This window comes from Ammoniphilus oxalaticus (genome assembly GCF_003609605.1).
Classification (GTDB): domain Bacteria; phylum Bacillota; class Bacilli; order Aneurinibacillales; family RAOX-1; genus Ammoniphilus; species Ammoniphilus oxalaticus.
This window is the reverse complement of the sequence record NZ_MCHY01000013.1, coordinates 38549-56106: the sequence shown is the minus strand read 5'-3', so window position 1 is coordinate 56106 and position 17558 is coordinate 38549. Positions and strand designations below refer to the sequence as shown.

At 43.8% G+C, this 17558-nt stretch carries 21 protein-coding genes; 18 read left to right on the top strand and 3 right to left on the bottom strand.

The window, feature by feature from the left end; all coding sequences use genetic code 11:
- Window positions 1-203: 203 nt before the first annotated feature.
- The 3 genes from BEP19_RS16715 to BEP19_RS16705 all read left to right on the top strand — a co-directional run bounded on the left by BEP19_RS16715 (window position 204) and on the right by BEP19_RS16705 (window position 3013).
- Window positions 204-626, top strand: coding sequence for a GNAT family N-acetyltransferase (locus BEP19_RS16715; RefSeq protein ID WP_120191088.1), 423 nt, complete (start codon window positions 204-206; stop codon window positions 624-626).
- Between the two features lie 21 nt (window positions 627-647).
- Window positions 648-1175, top strand: coding sequence for a DUF402 domain-containing protein (locus BEP19_RS16710; protein ID WP_120191087.1), 528 nt, complete (start codon window positions 648-650; stop codon window positions 1173-1175).
- Between the two features lie 92 nt (window positions 1176-1267).
- A complete protein-coding gene (locus tag BEP19_RS16705) occupies window positions 1268-3013 on the top strand; it encodes an ABC transporter ATP-binding protein (RefSeq protein WP_120191086.1) in 1746 nt (581 codons plus the stop codon).
- Window positions 3014-3082: 69 nt separating this feature from the next.
- Here the strand turns inward: BEP19_RS16705 and BEP19_RS16700 are convergent, their stop codons facing one another.
- Window positions 3083-3268, bottom strand: coding sequence for a hypothetical protein (locus BEP19_RS16700; protein ID WP_120191085.1), 186 nt, complete (start codon window positions 3266-3268; stop codon window positions 3083-3085).
- A 165-nt stretch (window positions 3269-3433) separates the two neighbouring features.
- Here BEP19_RS16700 and BEP19_RS17785 point away from each other — a divergent pair, with 165 nt between their 5' ends.
- Window positions 3434-3583, top strand: coding sequence for a hypothetical protein (locus BEP19_RS17785; RefSeq protein WP_170145416.1), 150 nt, complete (start codon window positions 3434-3436; stop codon window positions 3581-3583).
- A gap of 109 nt (window positions 3584-3692) precedes the next feature.
- Here the strand turns inward: BEP19_RS17785 and BEP19_RS16690 are convergent, their stop codons facing one another.
- Window positions 3693-4982: a glutamate-1-semialdehyde 2,1-aminomutase gene (locus BEP19_RS16690; protein WP_120191083.1), complete on the bottom strand. Its 1290-nt coding sequence runs from the start codon at window positions 4980-4982 to the stop codon at window positions 3693-3695.
- A gap of 90 nt (window positions 4983-5072) precedes the next feature.
- Here BEP19_RS16690 and BEP19_RS16685 point away from each other — a divergent pair, with 90 nt between their 5' ends.
- The 6 genes from BEP19_RS16685 (at window position 5073) to BEP19_RS16660 (ending at window position 9172) form a co-directional block, all read left to right on the top strand.
- Complete coding sequence (locus BEP19_RS16685) at window positions 5073-6080, top strand: ABC transporter ATP-binding protein (protein WP_120191082.1); 1008 nt, start codon at window positions 5073-5075, stop codon at window positions 6078-6080.
- Complete coding sequence (locus BEP19_RS16680; protein ID WP_120191081.1) at window positions 6073-6867, top strand: ABC transporter permease; 795 nt, start codon at window positions 6073-6075, stop codon at window positions 6865-6867. The genes BEP19_RS16685 and BEP19_RS16680 overlap by 8 nt, the downstream gene beginning before the upstream one ends.
- A 1-nt stretch (window position 6868) precedes the next feature.
- A complete protein-coding gene (locus BEP19_RS16675; RefSeq protein WP_120191080.1) occupies window positions 6869-7654 on the top strand; it encodes an ABC transporter permease in 786 nt (261 codons plus the stop codon).
- Window positions 7655-7717: 63 nt separating this feature from the next.
- Complete coding sequence (locus BEP19_RS16670; protein ID WP_120191079.1) at window positions 7718-8014, top strand: hypothetical protein; 297 nt, start codon at window positions 7718-7720, stop codon at window positions 8012-8014.
- Window positions 8015-8085: 71 nt separating this feature from the next.
- Complete coding sequence (locus BEP19_RS16665) at window positions 8086-8646, top strand: cob(I)yrinic acid a,c-diamide adenosyltransferase (protein ID WP_120191078.1); 561 nt, start codon at window positions 8086-8088, stop codon at window positions 8644-8646.
- 91 nt (window positions 8647-8737) lie between these two features.
- Complete coding sequence (locus BEP19_RS16660; protein WP_120191077.1) at window positions 8738-9172, top strand: Fur family transcriptional regulator; 435 nt, start codon at window positions 8738-8740, stop codon at window positions 9170-9172.
- Window positions 9173-9310: 138 nt separating this feature from the next.
- Here BEP19_RS16660 and BEP19_RS16655 read toward each other — a convergent pair whose 3' ends face one another.
- Complete coding sequence (locus tag BEP19_RS16655; protein WP_120191076.1) at window positions 9311-9661, bottom strand: DUF2614 family zinc ribbon-containing protein; 351 nt, start codon at window positions 9659-9661, stop codon at window positions 9311-9313.
- A gap of 191 nt (window positions 9662-9852) precedes the next feature.
- On the opposite strand from BEP19_RS16655, the gene BEP19_RS16650 reads away from it, so the two are divergent.
- The 8 genes from BEP19_RS16650 to BEP19_RS16615 all read left to right on the top strand — a co-directional run bounded on the left by BEP19_RS16650 (window position 9853) and on the right by BEP19_RS16615 (window position 17544).
- Complete coding sequence (locus BEP19_RS16650; RefSeq protein ID WP_120191075.1) at window positions 9853-10407, top strand: hypothetical protein; 555 nt, start codon at window positions 9853-9855, stop codon at window positions 10405-10407.
- A 168-nt stretch (window positions 10408-10575) separates the two neighbouring features.
- Entirely contained in the window at window positions 10576-11007 is a 432-nt protein-coding gene (rnhA, locus tag BEP19_RS16645; protein ID WP_120191074.1) for a ribonuclease HI, read from the top strand.
- Between the two features lie 11 nt (window positions 11008-11018).
- Complete coding sequence (queG, locus tag BEP19_RS16640) at window positions 11019-12170, top strand: tRNA epoxyqueuosine(34) reductase QueG (protein WP_120191073.1); 1152 nt, start codon at window positions 11019-11021, stop codon at window positions 12168-12170.
- 2 nt (window positions 12171-12172) lie between these two features.
- Window positions 12173-12700: a methylated-DNA--[protein]-cysteine S-methyltransferase gene (locus tag BEP19_RS16635; RefSeq protein ID WP_120191072.1), complete on the top strand. Its 528-nt coding sequence runs from the start codon at window positions 12173-12175 to the stop codon at window positions 12698-12700.
- A 70-nt stretch (window positions 12701-12770) separates the two neighbouring features.
- A complete protein-coding gene (locus tag BEP19_RS16630) occupies window positions 12771-13739 on the top strand; it encodes an amidase domain-containing protein (protein WP_120191071.1) in 969 nt (322 codons plus the stop codon).
- Between the two features lie 94 nt (window positions 13740-13833).
- Window positions 13834-14298, top strand: coding sequence for a tRNA (uridine(34)/cytosine(34)/5-carboxymethylaminomethyluridine(34)-2'-O)-methyltransferase TrmL (trmL, locus tag BEP19_RS16625; protein ID WP_120191070.1), 465 nt, complete (start codon window positions 13834-13836; stop codon window positions 14296-14298).
- Window positions 14299-14349: 51 nt separating this feature from the next.
- Window positions 14350-15198, top strand: coding sequence for a MetQ/NlpA family ABC transporter substrate-binding protein (locus tag BEP19_RS16620; RefSeq protein WP_120191069.1), 849 nt, complete (start codon window positions 14350-14352; stop codon window positions 15196-15198).
- A gap of 447 nt (window positions 15199-15645) precedes the next feature.
- Window positions 15646-17544, top strand: a complete 1899-nt coding sequence (locus BEP19_RS16615) for a PrkA family serine protein kinase (RefSeq protein ID WP_120191068.1) — start codon at window positions 15646-15648, stop codon at window positions 17542-17544.
- Window positions 17545-17558: the final 14 nt, after the last annotated feature.

Genomic DNA, 17558 nt, shown 5'->3' with positions numbered 1-17558 from the left:
ATTTATTCGGGCGACACTAACGGATGTTCATTCGACAAAACCTCTTACCCTTCTTCAAGACGCTTTCATGTATAATGAGGGATGCCACGTTTACAAATCGGAAACTTTTGCATAAAAGGGAATACTCGTTTAGAAGGCAGACAATTGGTGACTAAATAGTGTAAAATTGAGAAAAGATCAATCAAGATAGGGAGGTCGAAGCCGTGAGAATCAGATCTTTTCGATTAGGCGATTACGCTGCGATCACCTTTATATGGAGAGAGACAGGCTTAGAGGCAAATAAGGAGACAGTGTCTCTTGACGATCTAGCTAAGCAAGTTGCGTGGGATAGTGAACTGGTGTTAGTTGCCGAAGTAGAAGAAAAAGTCGTCGGAGTGATTGTCGGTTCATTAGATGGCTCCAAGGCCTACTTTTATCGTTTGGCCGTGGATCCTACATACCAAGGACATGGTGTTGGCAAACAATTGGTACAAGCTTTGGAAGAGCGTTTCAAACAAAGAGGCGCGACAGAAATTATTATTATGATCAATCAGGATAATCAGCAAGTGATTCCTTTCTATCACAGTTTGGGATATGAAGCGCAAGAGTATATTACACTTTCCAAAAAACTTTCGAATCATGATTAATCATGTGGAAGGAGGAAAACAGTGGCTACCCAAGGCGCATGCGTGCGAGTAGAGAGTTATAAGCATAACAAGATGTTGCATCGAGCATGGGATCAGACAATGGTTCTTCATTTGAGTGATTCAGTTTTAATCGGCGCAAACGATAATGTCAAAGTCACAGAATCGGATGGCAGGGAATGGCGCACGAGAGAACCGGCTATTTGCACATTTGGCAGAGGCCAGTGGTTTAATACCATTGCGATGATTCGCGATGATGGCACCCATTATTATTGCAATATCGGGTCTCCGTTTAGTTTGCGAAACGACGTATTATCCTATATTGACTATGATTTAGATGTGAAGATCTATCCTGATTTGTCGTATGTCGTTTTAGATCAGGAAGAATTTACGCTACATAGTCAACAGATGAATTATCCCGCGGAAGTAACAGCCCAAGTCAATCGCGCGGTTGAAGAGGTGATTACGTGGATTCAGGAGAAACGCGGGGCTTTCCAACCTGGATTTGTTGAACGGTGGTACGAGCGATTTTTAGTTATGAAAAATAGATAACCCTCTCTTTGCAACGGTTTACGAACTGCTATTGTATAGAGGGGGTTCGTTTTATCTCAGTTAAGTGAGGTTGTTGAAGGGATGTGCCGAATGTGAATAGTATCAAGAGATACTTTATATTTGTGCGACCTTACTGGAAGTCTCTTGTATTGACCATCATGATTGGGTTGTTGAAGTTTGGAATCCCGTTAATGATGCCGTTAATTATTAAGTACGTGATCGATGACTTGCTGCTGACGGATCTTCCGATTGAATTAAAGCTGGAAAAGTTGTATTGGTTGATGGGAGGAGCGTTTATCGTATTTATTGCGCTTCGTTATCCGATCGAATATTACCGACAATATTTCGCTCAACTTGCCTCCAATCAAATACTCTATGATATTCGTGATCGGCTATTTGCTCATTTGCAGAAACTTTCATTAAGATATTATCAGAACACAAAAATCGGAGAAGTGATCTCCCGAATGATCAACGATGTTGAACAAACGAAGACTTTCGTCGTGACGGGATTGATGAATATCTGGTTGGATTTAGCGACTTTGTTGATTGCGATTGGAATCATGCTCAGTATGGATGCAAAATTGACCTTAGTCGCTATTTCTGTTTTTCCGTTGTATGGTATTTCAATTAAAGTGTTTTATAAACGATTGAGACATTTAACGAGGACGCGTTCACAAGCGCTGGCTGAATTACAAGGTCATCTGCATGAACGGGTGCAAGGAATGGCTGTCGTCAAAGGGTTTGGCTTAGAAGCGCATGAACAAGCTCAGTTCGATAAACGAAACCATCAATTCTTGAAAAAAGCGGTTGACCATACGGTTTGGAATGCGAAAACTTTTGCGATCACGAATACGGTAACCGATCTAGCTCCATTGCTGGTGATTGGGTATGCCGGTTACCAAGTTGTTCACGGTCAGTTGTTGATCGGAGAACTCGTTGCTTTTTACGCCTACTTAGAGAGGTTGTATAGTCCCTTGCGACGTCTTGTCAATTCTTCCACGAGTTTAACACAATCGATTGCTTCGATGGATCGGATGTTTGAACTTTTTGATGAAACGTACGATATCCAAGATAAGCAACAGGCTGTTGAGTTAAAAACAGTAAAGGGCGATGTCAGCTTTGATCGTGTTTCTTTTCGTTATCAAGAGGCGGGAGATGAGATATTACATCAGATTTGCTTGGAGGCCCAAGCGGGGCAGACGATTGCCCTCGTTGGTCCGAGTGGCGGTGGGAAATCATCGCTAGTTAGTTTATTGCCCCGATTTTATGACGCAACGGCAGGGACTGTGAGTATTGACGGTCATGACATACAAGACGTTACGGTCAAAAGTCTTCGCCGACAGATCGGGATGGTGTTGCAGGACAATATTTTGTTCAGCGGCTCGATCAAAGAAAATATATTAATGGGTAACCCCCATGCTGAAATGAGCGAAGTGATCGAAGCGGCTAAAGCGGCTAACGCCCATGAGTTTATTATCGGATTGCCTAATGGATATGACACGGAGATTGGCGAACGAGGCGTTAAATTATCAGGCGGGCAAAAACAGCGGGTTTCGATCGCTCGGGTGTTCTTGAAAAACCCTCGGATCTTAATTTTGGACGAAGCGACGTCGGCGCTTGATTTAGAATCAGAGCAATTGATTCAGCAATCACTGGACCGTTTAGCGAAGGATCGCACGACTTTCATCGTCGCCCATCGCTTATCGACGATTACACACGCGGACCACATTGTTGTTATAGCGGCGGGAAGAATTGAAGAAGAAGGAACCCATCAACAATTAATGAAAGCAAAAGGGTTGTATCATCGATTGTATACCGTGCAACATTTAGAGGGATAGACAAGGAAAGGTGAGCCGAATACGGCTCACCTTTTTTAGCGTAGAGGTTGGGTATCACCATCTTGCATATTAGTAAATCGAGGTCACCGAAGAAGGGCTTCTGATTTCTAACGATGGTTCTTCTACCTCAAGGGGTGTTGTCACCTCGAGTATAGGCGGCGCAAACTCAGAACGTTTTGTCACATCAGAGAGCGGACTCATTTCTGTTGGTTTTCCTAACTGATCTAATCGGGAAGGAATTTTTCTTTTTGCCACAATACCACCTCCATCTTTATCTTGCGCGAAAGGGTAAAAGATATGAGCAATAGGAAATATAGAGAATGAAATAAATTAAATTGAAAGGATGGCATTATGGAACCTTCTCCTTCAAGATCATTTTCCGTCCGAGCACTTCCAATAGAACCAGGCGATTTAGAAAAAATGCAAGTATTCCAAGGCGATGCGTTAATCGCTGAAATTCGTGGAACAGATGTTGAAACGAGGACGATCACTCCCGTGAGAGAACTGGATCCCTCGGATGAAGACTCATTTTATCGATTTATTGATAATCCTTCCTCATTGACGAAATAGTTCCTTTTGGTCAGCTTTTCACCGATGGGCAGCGTACTGATCAATTGCAAACAGACGCAAGAAAATAAATCTCTTTCCTGCGTCTGTTTGTTGTTTTTCCAATTTGGATCTATTTCATCTTGATAAAACTTTGGTTCACCGCTTCAATCGTTTTAATTATATCTTCTTCCGTGTGCGCAATCGTTAGAAACCAGGCCTCATATTTGGAAGGAGCAAGATTGATGCCTTGATCCAACATCTGGCGGAAAAATTGGGCGTAAACTTCGCCATCCGCTTTTTCAGCCTGTTCGTAATTGGTCACGGGCTCCTTTGTAAAATGGGTGCTAAGAGCGCCTTTGATTCGGTTCACTTGCAAGTCGATGCCGTGTTTTTGAGCGGCTTCATTGAGCCCACCTTCAAGCGTGGCTCCTAAGCGATCGAGCTGTTCATAAATCCCAGGCTCTCGCAACACTTCGAGACAAGCGATTCCCGCCGAGATCGAAGCAGGATTCCCGGCCATTGTGCCCGCCTGATAAGCAGGTCCAAGCGGCGCGACTTTTTCCATAATTTCTTTACGACCGCCGTAAGCGCCAATGGGTAGCCCGCCGCCGATGATCTTTCCGAGAGCGGTTAAATCTGGTTCTACCCCAAGCAAGTTTTGGGCGCCGCCGTACATAAAGCGGAAGGCGGTAATGATTTCATCATAAATGACAAGCGCGCCGACTTCATGTGTGAGGCGATTCACTTCTTCTAGGAAACTCGGATTTGGAGAGACCATTCCAAAATTACCTACGATCGGCTCGACTAGAACCGCGGCAATTTGATCGCCCCATTCGTCTAAAGCGGCTTTATATGTATCGATATTATTAAAAGGAACAGTGATTACTTCTTCTGCAATTGATGTTGGGATCCCCGCGCTGTCGGGAATGCCAAGTGTGGCTGGACCAGATCCCGCGGCAACTAACACAAGGTCGGAATGCCCGTGATAACATCCTGAAAATTTGATGATTTTCGTTCTTCCTGTGTAGGCTCGGGCAACGCGGATCGTTGTCATGACCGCTTCTGTTCCTGAATTGACGAAGCGGACCTTATCCATCGAAGGGATGGCTTCTTTTAGCATGGTAGCAAATTGGATTTCCAATGTAGTCGGCGTACCGTATAACGTTCCATTTTCTGCTGCGCGTGTAATCGCCTTCGTAATATGTGGATGGGCGTGTCCCGTAATTATCGGGCCATAGGCGGCTAAATAGTCAATGTATTGTTTCCCATCGACATCCCAAAAGTACGCGCCTGCGGCTCGTTCCATAAAAACAGGCGCTCCGCCGCCGACGGCTTTGAATGAACGTGAAGGGCTGTTCACGCCGCCAACGATACACTCTAGCGCTTGTTCGTACAGTTGTTCAGATCTTTGCCTATTCATAAGCAACCTCCTAAAACGTGTTATACTCAATGTAACATAAATGATTCAGATGGTTAACTTTTTTACATAAAAAGAAAGAAGGGCCAGGTAATGCAAAGAATTGAAGTGAAAAACTTGACCAAGGAGTTCAAATCTTATCGGAGTCGAGAAGGTCTGGTTGGGGCTTTCCGCGACCTATTAGCAAGAGAATATCAAACGATGAGGGCGGTCAATGAGATTTCATTTGAAGTTGGACAAGGAGAAATGGTCGGTTATATTGGTGAAAATGGGGCTGGGAAATCGACCACCATTAAAATGTTGACAGGAATCTTACAGCCGACTTCAGGTTATTTACGGGTTAATGGAATGGATCCGCATAATGAACGCGAAAAGTTTGTGCGGACGATTGGGGTCGTGTTCGGGCAACGCAGCCAATTATGGTGGGATATCGCCGTTCAGGAATCATTCCGACTACTAAAAAAAGTATATCGTGTTCCAGATGCGCAATATAAACAATTTATGGGCGAAGTTGTGGAGATTTTGGAAATAGAGAAGTTGCTGACGCGTCCTGTCCGCAAGCTAAGTTTGGGGCAAAGAATGCGGTGTGAGCTAGCCGCGGCGCTCATCCATAATCCACCTTTGTTGTTTTTAGATGAGCCGACGATTGGGTTAGACGTATTGGTTAAAATGAAGATCCGCGAATTTTTGCAAGAATTAAATCGGCGATACGGGACGACGGTATTGCTGACTACACATGATCTCGGTGACATCGAGGCGCTTTGTCCGCGCGTTGTCATGTTAGATGAAGGGAAAATTATTTACGACGGCGAGTTAAAAAAACTGAGGGAAAATTGGGGCGGCGGAAAAAGCGCGGTGATTGAGTTTGATCAACCGATCGCGTTGGGTGATTTACAGAAATATACTGAAGGAATAAGCCTGGAATGGAAACAAGAAAACCCGATTAAATATAAGGCGATGTTCCATAGTGATCAGATTTCAGTCTCGGACCTGCTCATTCGGATCACACCATATGTTAACGTAACCGATATCCGAATCGAGGAGACGAGCACGGAGGAGATTGTGCAGAAGATTTATCAGAAAGGGATGTCCCATGTTTAGTATGTATTTGGAAGTGATTCGCATCCGCTTCCTGATGATGTTAGCGTACAGGGTAAATTACTATTCGGGGATCATCATCTATTCCATTAATATCGGGGCTTACTATTTTTTATGGGATGCGATCTATGGCGGGCAAGTGACCATGGGCGGCTTGTCGGCAGGGCAGATGACAACGTATGTCGCGATTTCATGGATGGCTCGGGCGTTTTACTTTAATAATATCGATCGTGAAATGGCGCTAGAGATTCGTGACGGAAAAGTGGCCATTGAAATGGTTCGACCCTACAACTATTTAGTCGTAAAAGTGATGCAAGCGTTTGGCGAAGGGATCTTCCGCCTGCTATTTTTCTCTGTGCCAGGGATGGTCATCGTTTCCTTTTTATTTCCGATCGTTTTTCCGCAAGATACGGTAACATGGATCTGGTATATGGTTAGTTTAGTTTTCAGTTTTGTGATCAATACGCAAATTAACCTTTTGACCGGACTTGTGGCCTTTTTCCTTTTAAACAATCAGGGGATTATGCGGGCAAAAAGGGTCGTTGTTGATTTGTTTTCGGGGTTGATTTTACCGATTAGTTTTTATCCTGAATGGGCGAGACAAGTGTTAGAGTATCTTCCATTCCAAGCGATCAGTTATTTACCGGGCATGATTTTCACAGGTGGAACGACGGGACAGCAAATTACAACATCCTTATGTGTTCAACTTATTTGGACACTCGTTTTGTGGGCGCCGATTCAGCTGCTCTGGATGAAGGCGAAGAAAACCTTGATTGTGCAAGGAGGATAGCATGTTTTATCTTGGGCTTTTTTGGGATTATTTGAAGCAATATTTAAAAACAAAGTTGACCTATCGGATGGATTTTTTAAATGAAATTGTGTCGAACTTTATTTTTCAGATTGTCAATTTGGTCTTTATTTTGGTCGTGTTTCAACATACGACATTGATCAAAGGGTGGTCTCGCGATGAGATCATCTTTATCTATGGCTTTTTTCTTATCCCGTACGCTTTTTACTCTACCTTTTTTAACTTATGGGATTTTCAAGAACGCTATATTATTAAAGGGGAGATGGATCGTGTGTTGACGCGTCCTGCCCATAATTTGTTCCAAGTGATGTTGGAAAGTATGGAACCCGAATCGTTGGCGGGGGCGGTAACTGGCTTAATTATTATGAGCTATGCCGCCATCCAATTAAAATTGCAGGTCGCCTGGTATGACCCGCTCATGTTTGTTTTATTGATCGGTTCTGGGGTGTTGATTTATGGCGGTGTGTATACGGGCATTGCCGCAATTGGATTTTTTTCCGACTCGAAAACGGGGATTTCGCCGATGATTTTCAACATTCAAAACTACGGCCGTTATCCCGTTGACATATATAATAAAGCGATCCGTTTATTGTTAACGTGGGTATTGCCATTTGCATTCGTCGGCGTCTATCCATCCGCTTTTTTTCTGAAGCGTCAGGAATTGTATAACTATGTTTGGTTGACCCCGTTAATGGGGGCAATTTTTTTCGCAATTGGTTTGTTTGTTTGGAATGTAGGGGTCCGACATTACAAAGGAGCGGGCTCCTAAACTTATTTTTTAAGAAAACTTCCCTTTCTCCTTGCATAATATCTAAAAAAGGGAGGTTATTTTATGTGGGTTGTTGAGAATTATCGGCCGTTTGAACCCACATATGGTCGCGGCAAACACTTCAAGACAGGCACGAAGTTTGTCTGGGAAGTGGCGGACGTTGTTCATGGGGGGAGAATTTTGTTCCGTTTCACTACGGTTGACGGAAGAAACAACTGCATAGTGACGATGAGAGAATTGGATTATTTTATTGAAGTTTCTGATGAGGCTCTCCAAAAGCTTTTGGAACAATATCGACAAAGCCAACAGCAACGGAATAAAAATGATCCAAGAAGCGACGAGCCGCCCAAATCGCAATGACCGACCGATGGGGCCCAAAAAAAAGCCAGATAGATCTAGCTGAGAATGTAGAAGCAAAGGAGGAATAGTCGATGAAAATTTATACGAAATCAGGCGATAAAGGAGAAACGAGTCTCGTTTATGGTCAACGTGTCCCCAAAGATAATGAACGTGTAGAAGCATACGGCGCATGTGATGAGGCCAATTCATTCATTGGAGTAGCCATGGCTGAAATTCCAACGGAGGGGCGCTGGGGCCATTTTCAAAAAGCGTTCCATGTGATTCAAACAAAGTTGTTCCATGTTGGAGCCGAGCTTTCGACACCAAGCGGTAAAAAAGTAACATGGCCGATAACCGCTGAAGATGTTTTGTTTTTGGAACAAAAAATTGATCAATGGGAATTAAGTCTTGAGCCGCTCTCGAAGTTTATCCTGCCAGGTGGAAGTAAAGCGGGAGCGATGTTACATGTTGCTAGAACAGTAGTTAGAAGGGCCGAACGTCGGGCGATTTCGATCGGGCGAATGGAAGAAGTAAATCCCATTGTCATCCAATACTTAAATCGGCTATCTGATTTATTGTTTATTGCGGCTCGTTATGTCAATTGCCAACTTGGCAAACCAGAACCGACACTGCATGAAGCGTCGAGTGATTAACACTGTAATAACGTATAATAAGTTGACAGAAAGCTAGGATACTTTATAAACTAAAAGGAATGAATGTTCATGCATGGAGAGGTGTAATGTGATGTCAGCTGAGCGATTGCATCACGCTGTTGAAAAATTAAAGCATAACGGAATCCGTATGACGCCACAGCGGCGAGCTATTTTAAGCTATTTAATGGAGACAATCACTCATCCTACGGCCGATGAAATTTTTAAGGAAATCGAGCCAGAATATCCAAATATGAGTGTAGCGACTGTGTACAATAATCTGAAATTGTTTAAAGAAGTAGGATTAGTGCGAGAACTGACGTACGGGGATGTTTCCAGTCGTTTTGATGGGAATATGAGTGATCATTATCATTGTATATGCACCATTTGCGGGAGGATCGTTGATTTCGATCGTCCGCCGATCGCTCGTTTGGAACAGGAAGCGCAACAATCAACCGGCTTTTTAATTTCCTCGCATCGCTTAGAATTTTACGGAACATGCGATCTTTGCGAGAAAGCCGAGCATTAAGATTGGTCTAGTTGAGTGGAGCGGTGCTTGCCGTGAGGGTTGTCTTCTAAAAATAACAGGCGTAGGAGAAACGTATTGTTCCTTCCTACGCCTGTTTAGCGTGTACTGAGCGCGGGGCAACTCCGCCGAGTCGCGCGCTTATGCTTCCGCTTCTTGCTTCGGGGCATATTGAGGGTCAATCGACAATGTCTGTCTGCAATACATACAATCGTCTGTCTTACCGACCAACTTTGTGATTCGATTACACTTCGGACATTCTACTTGAAGGGCTTTAGAAGAAAGCATCCCGATGTACATGTAAAAAACGCAGCTTCCTAGTATACAAAGCAATCCAAGGATGAAAAAGACAGCCATAAAAACCATCGATTGGAAAAATGAACCGAGGAATCCCGCGAATCCCGCATAACCGATATACATAACGCCAATTCCAAAGAAACAGGTTAACATTGCGTAATTTCTCATTCTGTTTAATTTACCGGTAAATAACATGTTTTCGACCTCCCAAACTCGATCAAGGGCCTAGATTTACCTGTAAGTATAGCACTTACGTGATAAAAAGAACAGATTGTCCGTCTTTTAAATCGGTTCAATTTTTGTCATTTTATTTTTCAAGCAGGAATTGAACATCGTTACGAAGAAATGATACGGTGACTCCATTTGAATGTAGGAGGAGAGGTTAGATGAGTCACCGTTATGTAGTGATTGAACTTGAGCGTGAAGCTGTTCATAGCGAGCGCATATTTGTTGAATTTACGAAAATAGTCCATCTTTACTCGGAAGCGAAACAATTATTGAAAAAAGGTTACTTCCTTGATTCCTTACATCGTGTCCACCAGTCGCTGCAGCACATGGCCCGTTTGACTGTGTTGGAAGTAGGTCAACAACCTGATATGTTGTTGTGGAAGCAGGTGAAGGTCATTGATTCGTCTGTTTACAAACTTTATGAAGAATTGTCTACTTCTAAGGAGCCGTTGGATAAAAGAATTGAATTGTTTTTGCTGGCGTTAGATTTTTTAGTTCTGTCAAAATTGGAAAAAGGCGTAGCGTTTTTATTGGATCTGTTAGCGAGTCGAAAAGAAGCATGGACGATTGAAGAAATTTTAACGCACCCGCACATTAATGACCGTTCGTTTGAGATGATTTCCATTTTGGAAAGAATGGAGAAAAAGGCGCTTGTGCGAACACAAATTATTGATCGGAACGGCATCAAGTTGAAAGCGTATAGTCAATTTTAAATAAAATCACTATTTTATAGGCAGCCTGCTTGGCTGCTTTCGTTTTTTGGGGCTGCATATGAGATTTGGTATAATGAAAAACAGTTCAACCAAAGTTAGCATCCGTGTACGTCACTCCCATTTTAGGGGGACGTTGTGGTGAAATAGATGGATAGTGGAGGAAGTTAAATGAAAGAAGTTATTATTTACACAGACGGGGCTTGTTCTGGCAACCCAGGTCCAGGCGGCTGGGCCGCGTTGTTGATGTTTGGCGATCAAAAAAAAGAAATGTCGGGCGGAGAGAAGGATACGACGAATAACCGCATGGAAATTATGGCCGTGATCCAAGCGTTAAAAGCGTTGAAGGAACCGTGCGTAGCGAAGGTTCATAGCGATAGCGCCTACGTCGTGAATTGTTTTAAACAAGGCTGGTATAAAAACTGGATGAAAAACGGCTGGAAAAATAGCAAAAAGCAACCCGTTGAGAATCAGGATCTTTGGAAAGATTTAATTGCCTTAACCGAAAAACATCAGGTTGAATTTATAAAAGTTAAGGGTCATGCTGACAATGAATATAACAACCGTTGCGATGAGCTCGCTGTAGCCGCAACACCAAAGTAGGGGTGAATCGGATGCAGACCCCTCAACAACTCAAGGACAAAGTAATCAACTACGCCGCTTCGATCGGGATCGATAAGATCGGGTTTGCTTCCGCAGACCCCTTTTTAGAATTGAAACAACGCCTTGTTGAACATCGAAAACTGGGCTATGAATCCGGTTTTGAGGAAGCGGACTTAGCAATGAGAACACATCCTGAAATGATTTTACCGGAAGCTCAATCGATTATTGCGATTGCCCTTGCCTATCCAACGAAAATCGAGGAGGCTCCGAGATCAGAGCCTGGTCAATATCGCGGGATGGTTGCCAGAGCAGCTTGGGGCGAGGACTATCATCATGTTTTAAGAAGAAAATTAAAGCAACTGGAAGAATATATATTGGAATTCGTTCCCGACGCAAAGTGTGAGTCGATGGTCGATACGGGGGCGCTGTCTGATCGCGCGGTGGCGGAACGGGCAGGGCTCGGCTGGGTCGGGAAAAACACGAGTTTGATTACCCCCGAATTCGGCTCTTGGGTCTACTTGGGGGAGATGATCACATCGATTCCATTCCCGCCTGATACACCGCTTGAAGATGGGTGCGGGGACTGTACATTATGTATGGACCATTGTCCGACGGACGCGTTTGAGCAGCCTGGCCAACTTAATTCCCAAAAGTGTTTGGCCTTTGTTACCCAACTAAAAAATTATGTGCCCGAAGCATTTCGGGAAAGTGTCGGCAACCGGGTCTATGGCTGTGATACGTGTCAGCAAGTATGCCCCAAAAATCGGAAGATTAACTTCACGCATCATCCTGAATTTCAGCCTGATCCTGAACTGGCAAAGCCGCTCTTAAAACCGCTGCTCACGATTGGGAACAAGCGATTCCGGGAAACGTTCGGTCCCACGGCGGCAGCTTGGCGCGGTAAAAAACCGCTGCAACGCAATGCGATTTTAGGCTTGGCTCATTTTAAGGATGTCAGCGCCGTGCCGGATCTAATCGAGGTGTTAAATCAGGATGTGAGACCGCCCTTGCGCGGCACAGCCGCGTGGGCATTGGGGAAGATCGGGGGAGAGCAAGCTAGACAAGCATTAGACGCAGCGCTTTCCGTGGAGAAAGATGACGAAGTAAAAGAAGAGATCAACCACGCGTTGGGCATGCTTGATGAGGGTAAGAAGGGGATGTAACGATGGGCAAGCAACAAGATGTCTTTTATGAGGTGATGTCGAGTCCGATCGGTCCAATTACGGTGGCAGCCACAGAACGTGGGATCTGTCATGTTTGTTTCGGTTCTGGACCGACTGTTTTCGAGGAACTTGGAAAATGGGCGAAGAAACTACTCGATTCGTATCGTTTGATCGGGCAACAAACGGAATGGACGCGGCAGGCGGTCGAACAACTGGATCAATATTTTGACGGAAAGCGGACAGAATTTACCGTTCCAATGGACCTATACGGCACGGATTTTCAAAAAAAGGTGTGGCGCCAACTGCAAAATATCCCATATGGTCAGGTCCACGCCTATAAAGATGTGGCAGTGGCGGTGGGCTCGCCGAAAGCCGTTCGCGCGGTCGGCGGAGCAAACAATAGAAATCCGCTTTCCATCTTCATTCCATGTCACCGCGTGATCGGGGCGAACGGGTCGCTAGTTGGTTATGGCGGTGGACTAGAAATAAAAACATACTTGTTAGACTTTGAAAAGCAGATCGTTGGTTAAAGTCTGGCGCTTTCATACATATGCTTAATCGATGAGTTTCTAAAAGCATAAGTGTGAAGGAGTATGTAAAATGGAAAATGCTTGGCTCAATACGTTGAAGAGATACTTTGAAAAATTAAACCAGCTGCATATAGAAGGCAGTACGGAAGAATTGACATCTTATCTTGAACCGAACGGAGAGGACAGCGCAGAGCAGGCGCGGCTTATACGCGGGCGGGCTATTCTCCAAAATCGAAATGCCAGACCACTAAAAAGCAAAACAACGATTCGAGATTTTCAAATGATTCATCAATCCGAAGATAAGGTAATCCTAGTATTAAGTTGGAGTTTTTGGAAGCTGTACCAGATTAATCAGCAGTTCATGGAGCGTGAAGAGCAACAGTTACGAAAACTCACTTTAAAAAAGTGGCAAGGATCATGGCGAATTGTTTCAGATCATGTGTTAGGAAAAGAAACTGTTGAAAAAGATAAAGAACCAGCGATCGAAACGTTAGCCCTACCAAATACGGAGGAGCAACTGTTAAACGAAGAAGAACCGCGGACTCAAGGAAGATACAATCGGGCCAAGGCCAAACGTTATGCGGAACTATGGTGGGATCGTTACAATCCGGCTTATCCAAAATTTGACGTCGATTGCACAAACTTTGTGTCTCAATGTTTGCATGCGGGGGGTCTTTCGTTAGATGTCAGTGGGCAACGAGGCCAAGGTTGGTGGTTTCAGGGTAGTTCAAATTGGAGCTACAGTTGGTCTGTCGCTCACAGTTTAATGTTATATTTGACTAATTCAAAAACGAAACATGGATCGCGCGCTGAGGTGAAGCAATCAGCCGAAGAATTGATGATTGGTGATGTGATTTGTTATGACTGGGACGGGGACGGTCGCTATCAACACAATACGATCGTTGTTGCCAAGGATCCGAATGGGATGCCGCTTGTCAATGCGCATACGATCAATAGCCGCCGTCGTTATTGGGAATATCGCGATTCTCACGCGTGGACCGAAAACACAAAATATACGTTCATCCATATCAAAGAATAGAAGTTGGGGATTTGTCATCTTCAACTTCTTTCTTTTGCTTGCAGAAAAAAGTATAATCATCATATAATGACTCGGCGGATAGAGGTGAAAGGGAATGCCTTTTCATATTGTGTTGTATCAACCTGAAATCCCCGCGAATACGGGGAATATCGTGAGGACTTGCGCGGCCACAGGGACACATCTGCACTTGATTCACCCTCTTGGATTTTCAACGGAGGACAAGTATTTAAAGCGGGCGGGGTTAGACTATTGGCGGGAAGTCACGATTTCACACTATCAATCGTATGAGGACTTTTTAAGTAAAAAGGGAGGAGGAGCGATGTACCTAGTGGAGACGGGGGGAAGCATGAATCACACAGACCCTGTGTATCAGGACGGGGATTATCTCCTATTTGGCAAGGAAACGTCGGGGATTCCAGCGTCTATCTTAGCGGCGCATCGCGAACAGGTGATTCGGATTCCGATGATGAATGGGACGAGGTCGCTTAATCTGTCCAACACAGCGGCTGTTGTGCTCTATGAAGCGTTGCGTCAGCAGCAATTTAACGGGCTTATATAGACAAGCTATCATCGTTAGAAAACAATTTTTATAAAATGGGGGAATTTAAAGATGAAGAAGTTTTTTACGCCGTTCCTAATCCTGCTTAGCGGCTTGGTGTTACTGGCTGGATGTGGCGGTGGACAACAAGCTACCGATAATAACAAAGAAGGAGCGACGGGTGAAGCGGACACAAATGTGACGCTAATCGTTGGCGCTTCTCCAACACCTCATGCGGAAATACTAGAAGAAGTGAAGCCGCTTTTGGCTGAGCAAGGAATTACGCTTGATGTTACAGAGTTTACAGACTATGTGATTCCAAATCAGGCCCTTGACAGCAAAGACTTGGACGCGAACTTTTTCCAACACAAACCTTACATGGATAAATTCAATGAGGAACATGGAACAAAGCTTGTCGCTGAAGCGATCACCCACTTTGAACCGTTAGGCATCTACCCTGGCAAAACAAAGTCGCTAGAGGATCTAGAAAACGGGGCGCACATTTCGATTCCGAATGATCCAACGAACGAAGCAAGAGCGTTACAGCTTCTACAAGCTCAAGGATTAATTACGATAAATGAGGATGCGGGATTAAATGCTACGACAAGTGATGTTGTAGGAAATCCAAAAAATATTGTTTTTCGAGAATTGGAAGCAGCGACAATTCCGCGGATGATTGATGAAGTCGATTATGCTGTCATTAATGGAAACTATGCGATTGACGCGGGCTTTACAATTGCTGACGCATTGGCTACAGAATCGGCAGACTCTCTTGCCGCCGAAACCTATGCTAATATTTTAGCCGTTCGCGAGGGTGAGGATCGAGATGCAGTCAAGAAGCTAGCAGCAGCGCTAAATTCGCCAGAAATTAAAAAGTTTATCGAAGAGAAGTATGAAGGATCTGTTGTGCCTCTTTTCTAGAAAAAATAAAAAACACCTTCTTTGTCATAAGGAAGGTGTTTTTTTTATACATTGGATTATAAACCCCATGTCTTGTCTTCATCATGGCCAGATGTCAGGATGAAGAACAAGAAGCTAGCAAGCACAAACAATGGAATGAATGTACCCATTATCATTACACCTCCTTTTTAATGCTACTATGTTTATTTCCAAAAATCTTAAAAATAGTACGTAAACTTCCTGAAATTTCAACTCTCATTATAGCGAATGGACAACAAAAAAGGAATAAGAATATTGCAAATAGGGCTTTGCTAGGGCTGTCAAGTACTGGAATCATTCATGTTTAACTTTATGTTTAGTGGCATGTCACTGGAAATGGCCGAATATATATTAGGTAAATTTGGCTTTAAACCTTACTAAACTTATCCCCCAATGTCGGTTTTTCTGATAAAAGGAGAGGAGGCCCTCATGGATATTATTAGACGCTTGAATGAGCATCGCTTGAATGAAAAGAAGTTGGCCTGGGAGGGTACGTTTGCGCAATATCTTGAGTTAGTGAAAGAGACTCCGCAGATTGCTCAAACCGCCCATTCTAGAGTATATAACATGATTAAGGACGCCGGCATCGAGCAAAATGAGGACGGCACGAAGGAGTACAAATTTTTCACCCGAGAGATTTTTGGGTTAGATCGAGCGGTTGAAAAATTAGTGGAAGAATATTTCCACTCTGCGGCGATGAGGCTAGATGTAAGAAAACGTGTCTTGATGTTGATGGGGCCTGTCAGTGGCGGGAAATCAACAATTGTGAGTATGTTAAAGAAGGGTCTTGAGCAATATTCGAAGACGGATCAAGGCGCTGTGTTTGCAATAAAAGGTTGCCCGATGCACCAAGAACCGTTGTTGCTCGTTCCGCACGATTTGCGCCCTGAGTTTGAAGAAAGATTTGGCGTCAAAATTGAAGGTGAATTGAATCCGTATACACGGATGATGGTTGAGACAGAGTATGGCGGTCGAATTGAGGATGTCGTCGTGGAGCGTATCATTTTATCTGAGAAGGATCGTGTGGGGATTGGGACGTTTAGCCCATCTGATCCGAAATCGCAAGATATCGCCGACCTGACCGGTAGCATTGACTTTTCCACGATCGCTGAATTTGGATCTGAATCTGATCCGAGAGCATATCGTTTCGATGGGGAGTTAAATAAGGCCAACCGCGGACTAATGGAATTTCAGGAGATGTTGAAGTGTGATGAGAAGTTCCTTTGGAACTTGCTTTCATTGACACAGGAAGGGAATTTTAAAGCCGGACGGTTTGCGCTTATTTCCGCGGATGAATTGATTGTTGCTCATACGAATGAAACGGAATATCGCAATTTTATTAGTAATAAAAAGAACGAAGCCTTGCAATCGCGAATTATTGTGATGAGAATCCCTTATAATCTCAAAGTTTCGGATGAAGAGAAGATTTACGCGAAGTTAATTAGTCAAAGTGATCTTGGCCATGTGCACGTGGCGCCGCATGGCTTGAGGACGTCTGCGATCTTCTCCATCTTAACGAGATTAAAAGATTCAAAGAAGCAAGGGATGGATCTACTCAAGAAAATGAAGTTGTATGATGGAGAAAATGTAGAAGGATTTAAAGAGGCCGATATTAAAGAGTTAAGAAATGAGCATCTGGATGAAGGGATGTCCGGAATTGACCCCAGATATGTTATTAACCGTATTTCTAGCGCGTTAATCCGACGCGATACGGAATGCATTAACGCTTTAGACATTTTAAGGGCTCTTAAGGAAGGGTTAGATCAACACGCTTCGATTACAAAAGAAGAAAGAGAGCGTTATTTGAACTTTATTTCCGTTGCCCGCAAGGAATACGATGAAGTAGCAAAAAAAGAAGTGCAAAAAGCATTCGTGTATTCTTACGAGGAGTCAGCAAAAACGTTAATGGATAACTACTTGGATAACGTTGAATCCTATTGCAATCGAACGAGAATGCGTGACCCAGTGACGGGAGAAGAGCTCGATCCGGATGAGAAGTTAATGAGATCGATTGAGGAGCAAATTGGGATTTCTGAAAATGCAAAAAAAGCGTTCCGTGAAGAAATTCTGATTCGCATTTCGCACTTTGCGCGCAAAGGGAGACGCTTTGAATATAATAATCATGAACGATTAAAAGAAGCGATTGAAAAGAAATTATTCGCGGATCTAAAAGATGTCGTAAAAATTACGACCTCATCAAAAACACCTGATGAAAGTCAACTGAGGAAAGTAAATGAAGTGACAAAACGTCTGATCGATGACTATAACTACTGTCCTTATTGCGCGAATGAACTTCTGCGCTATGTTGGCAGCTTATTAAATCGCTAGATCAATCATCGTAT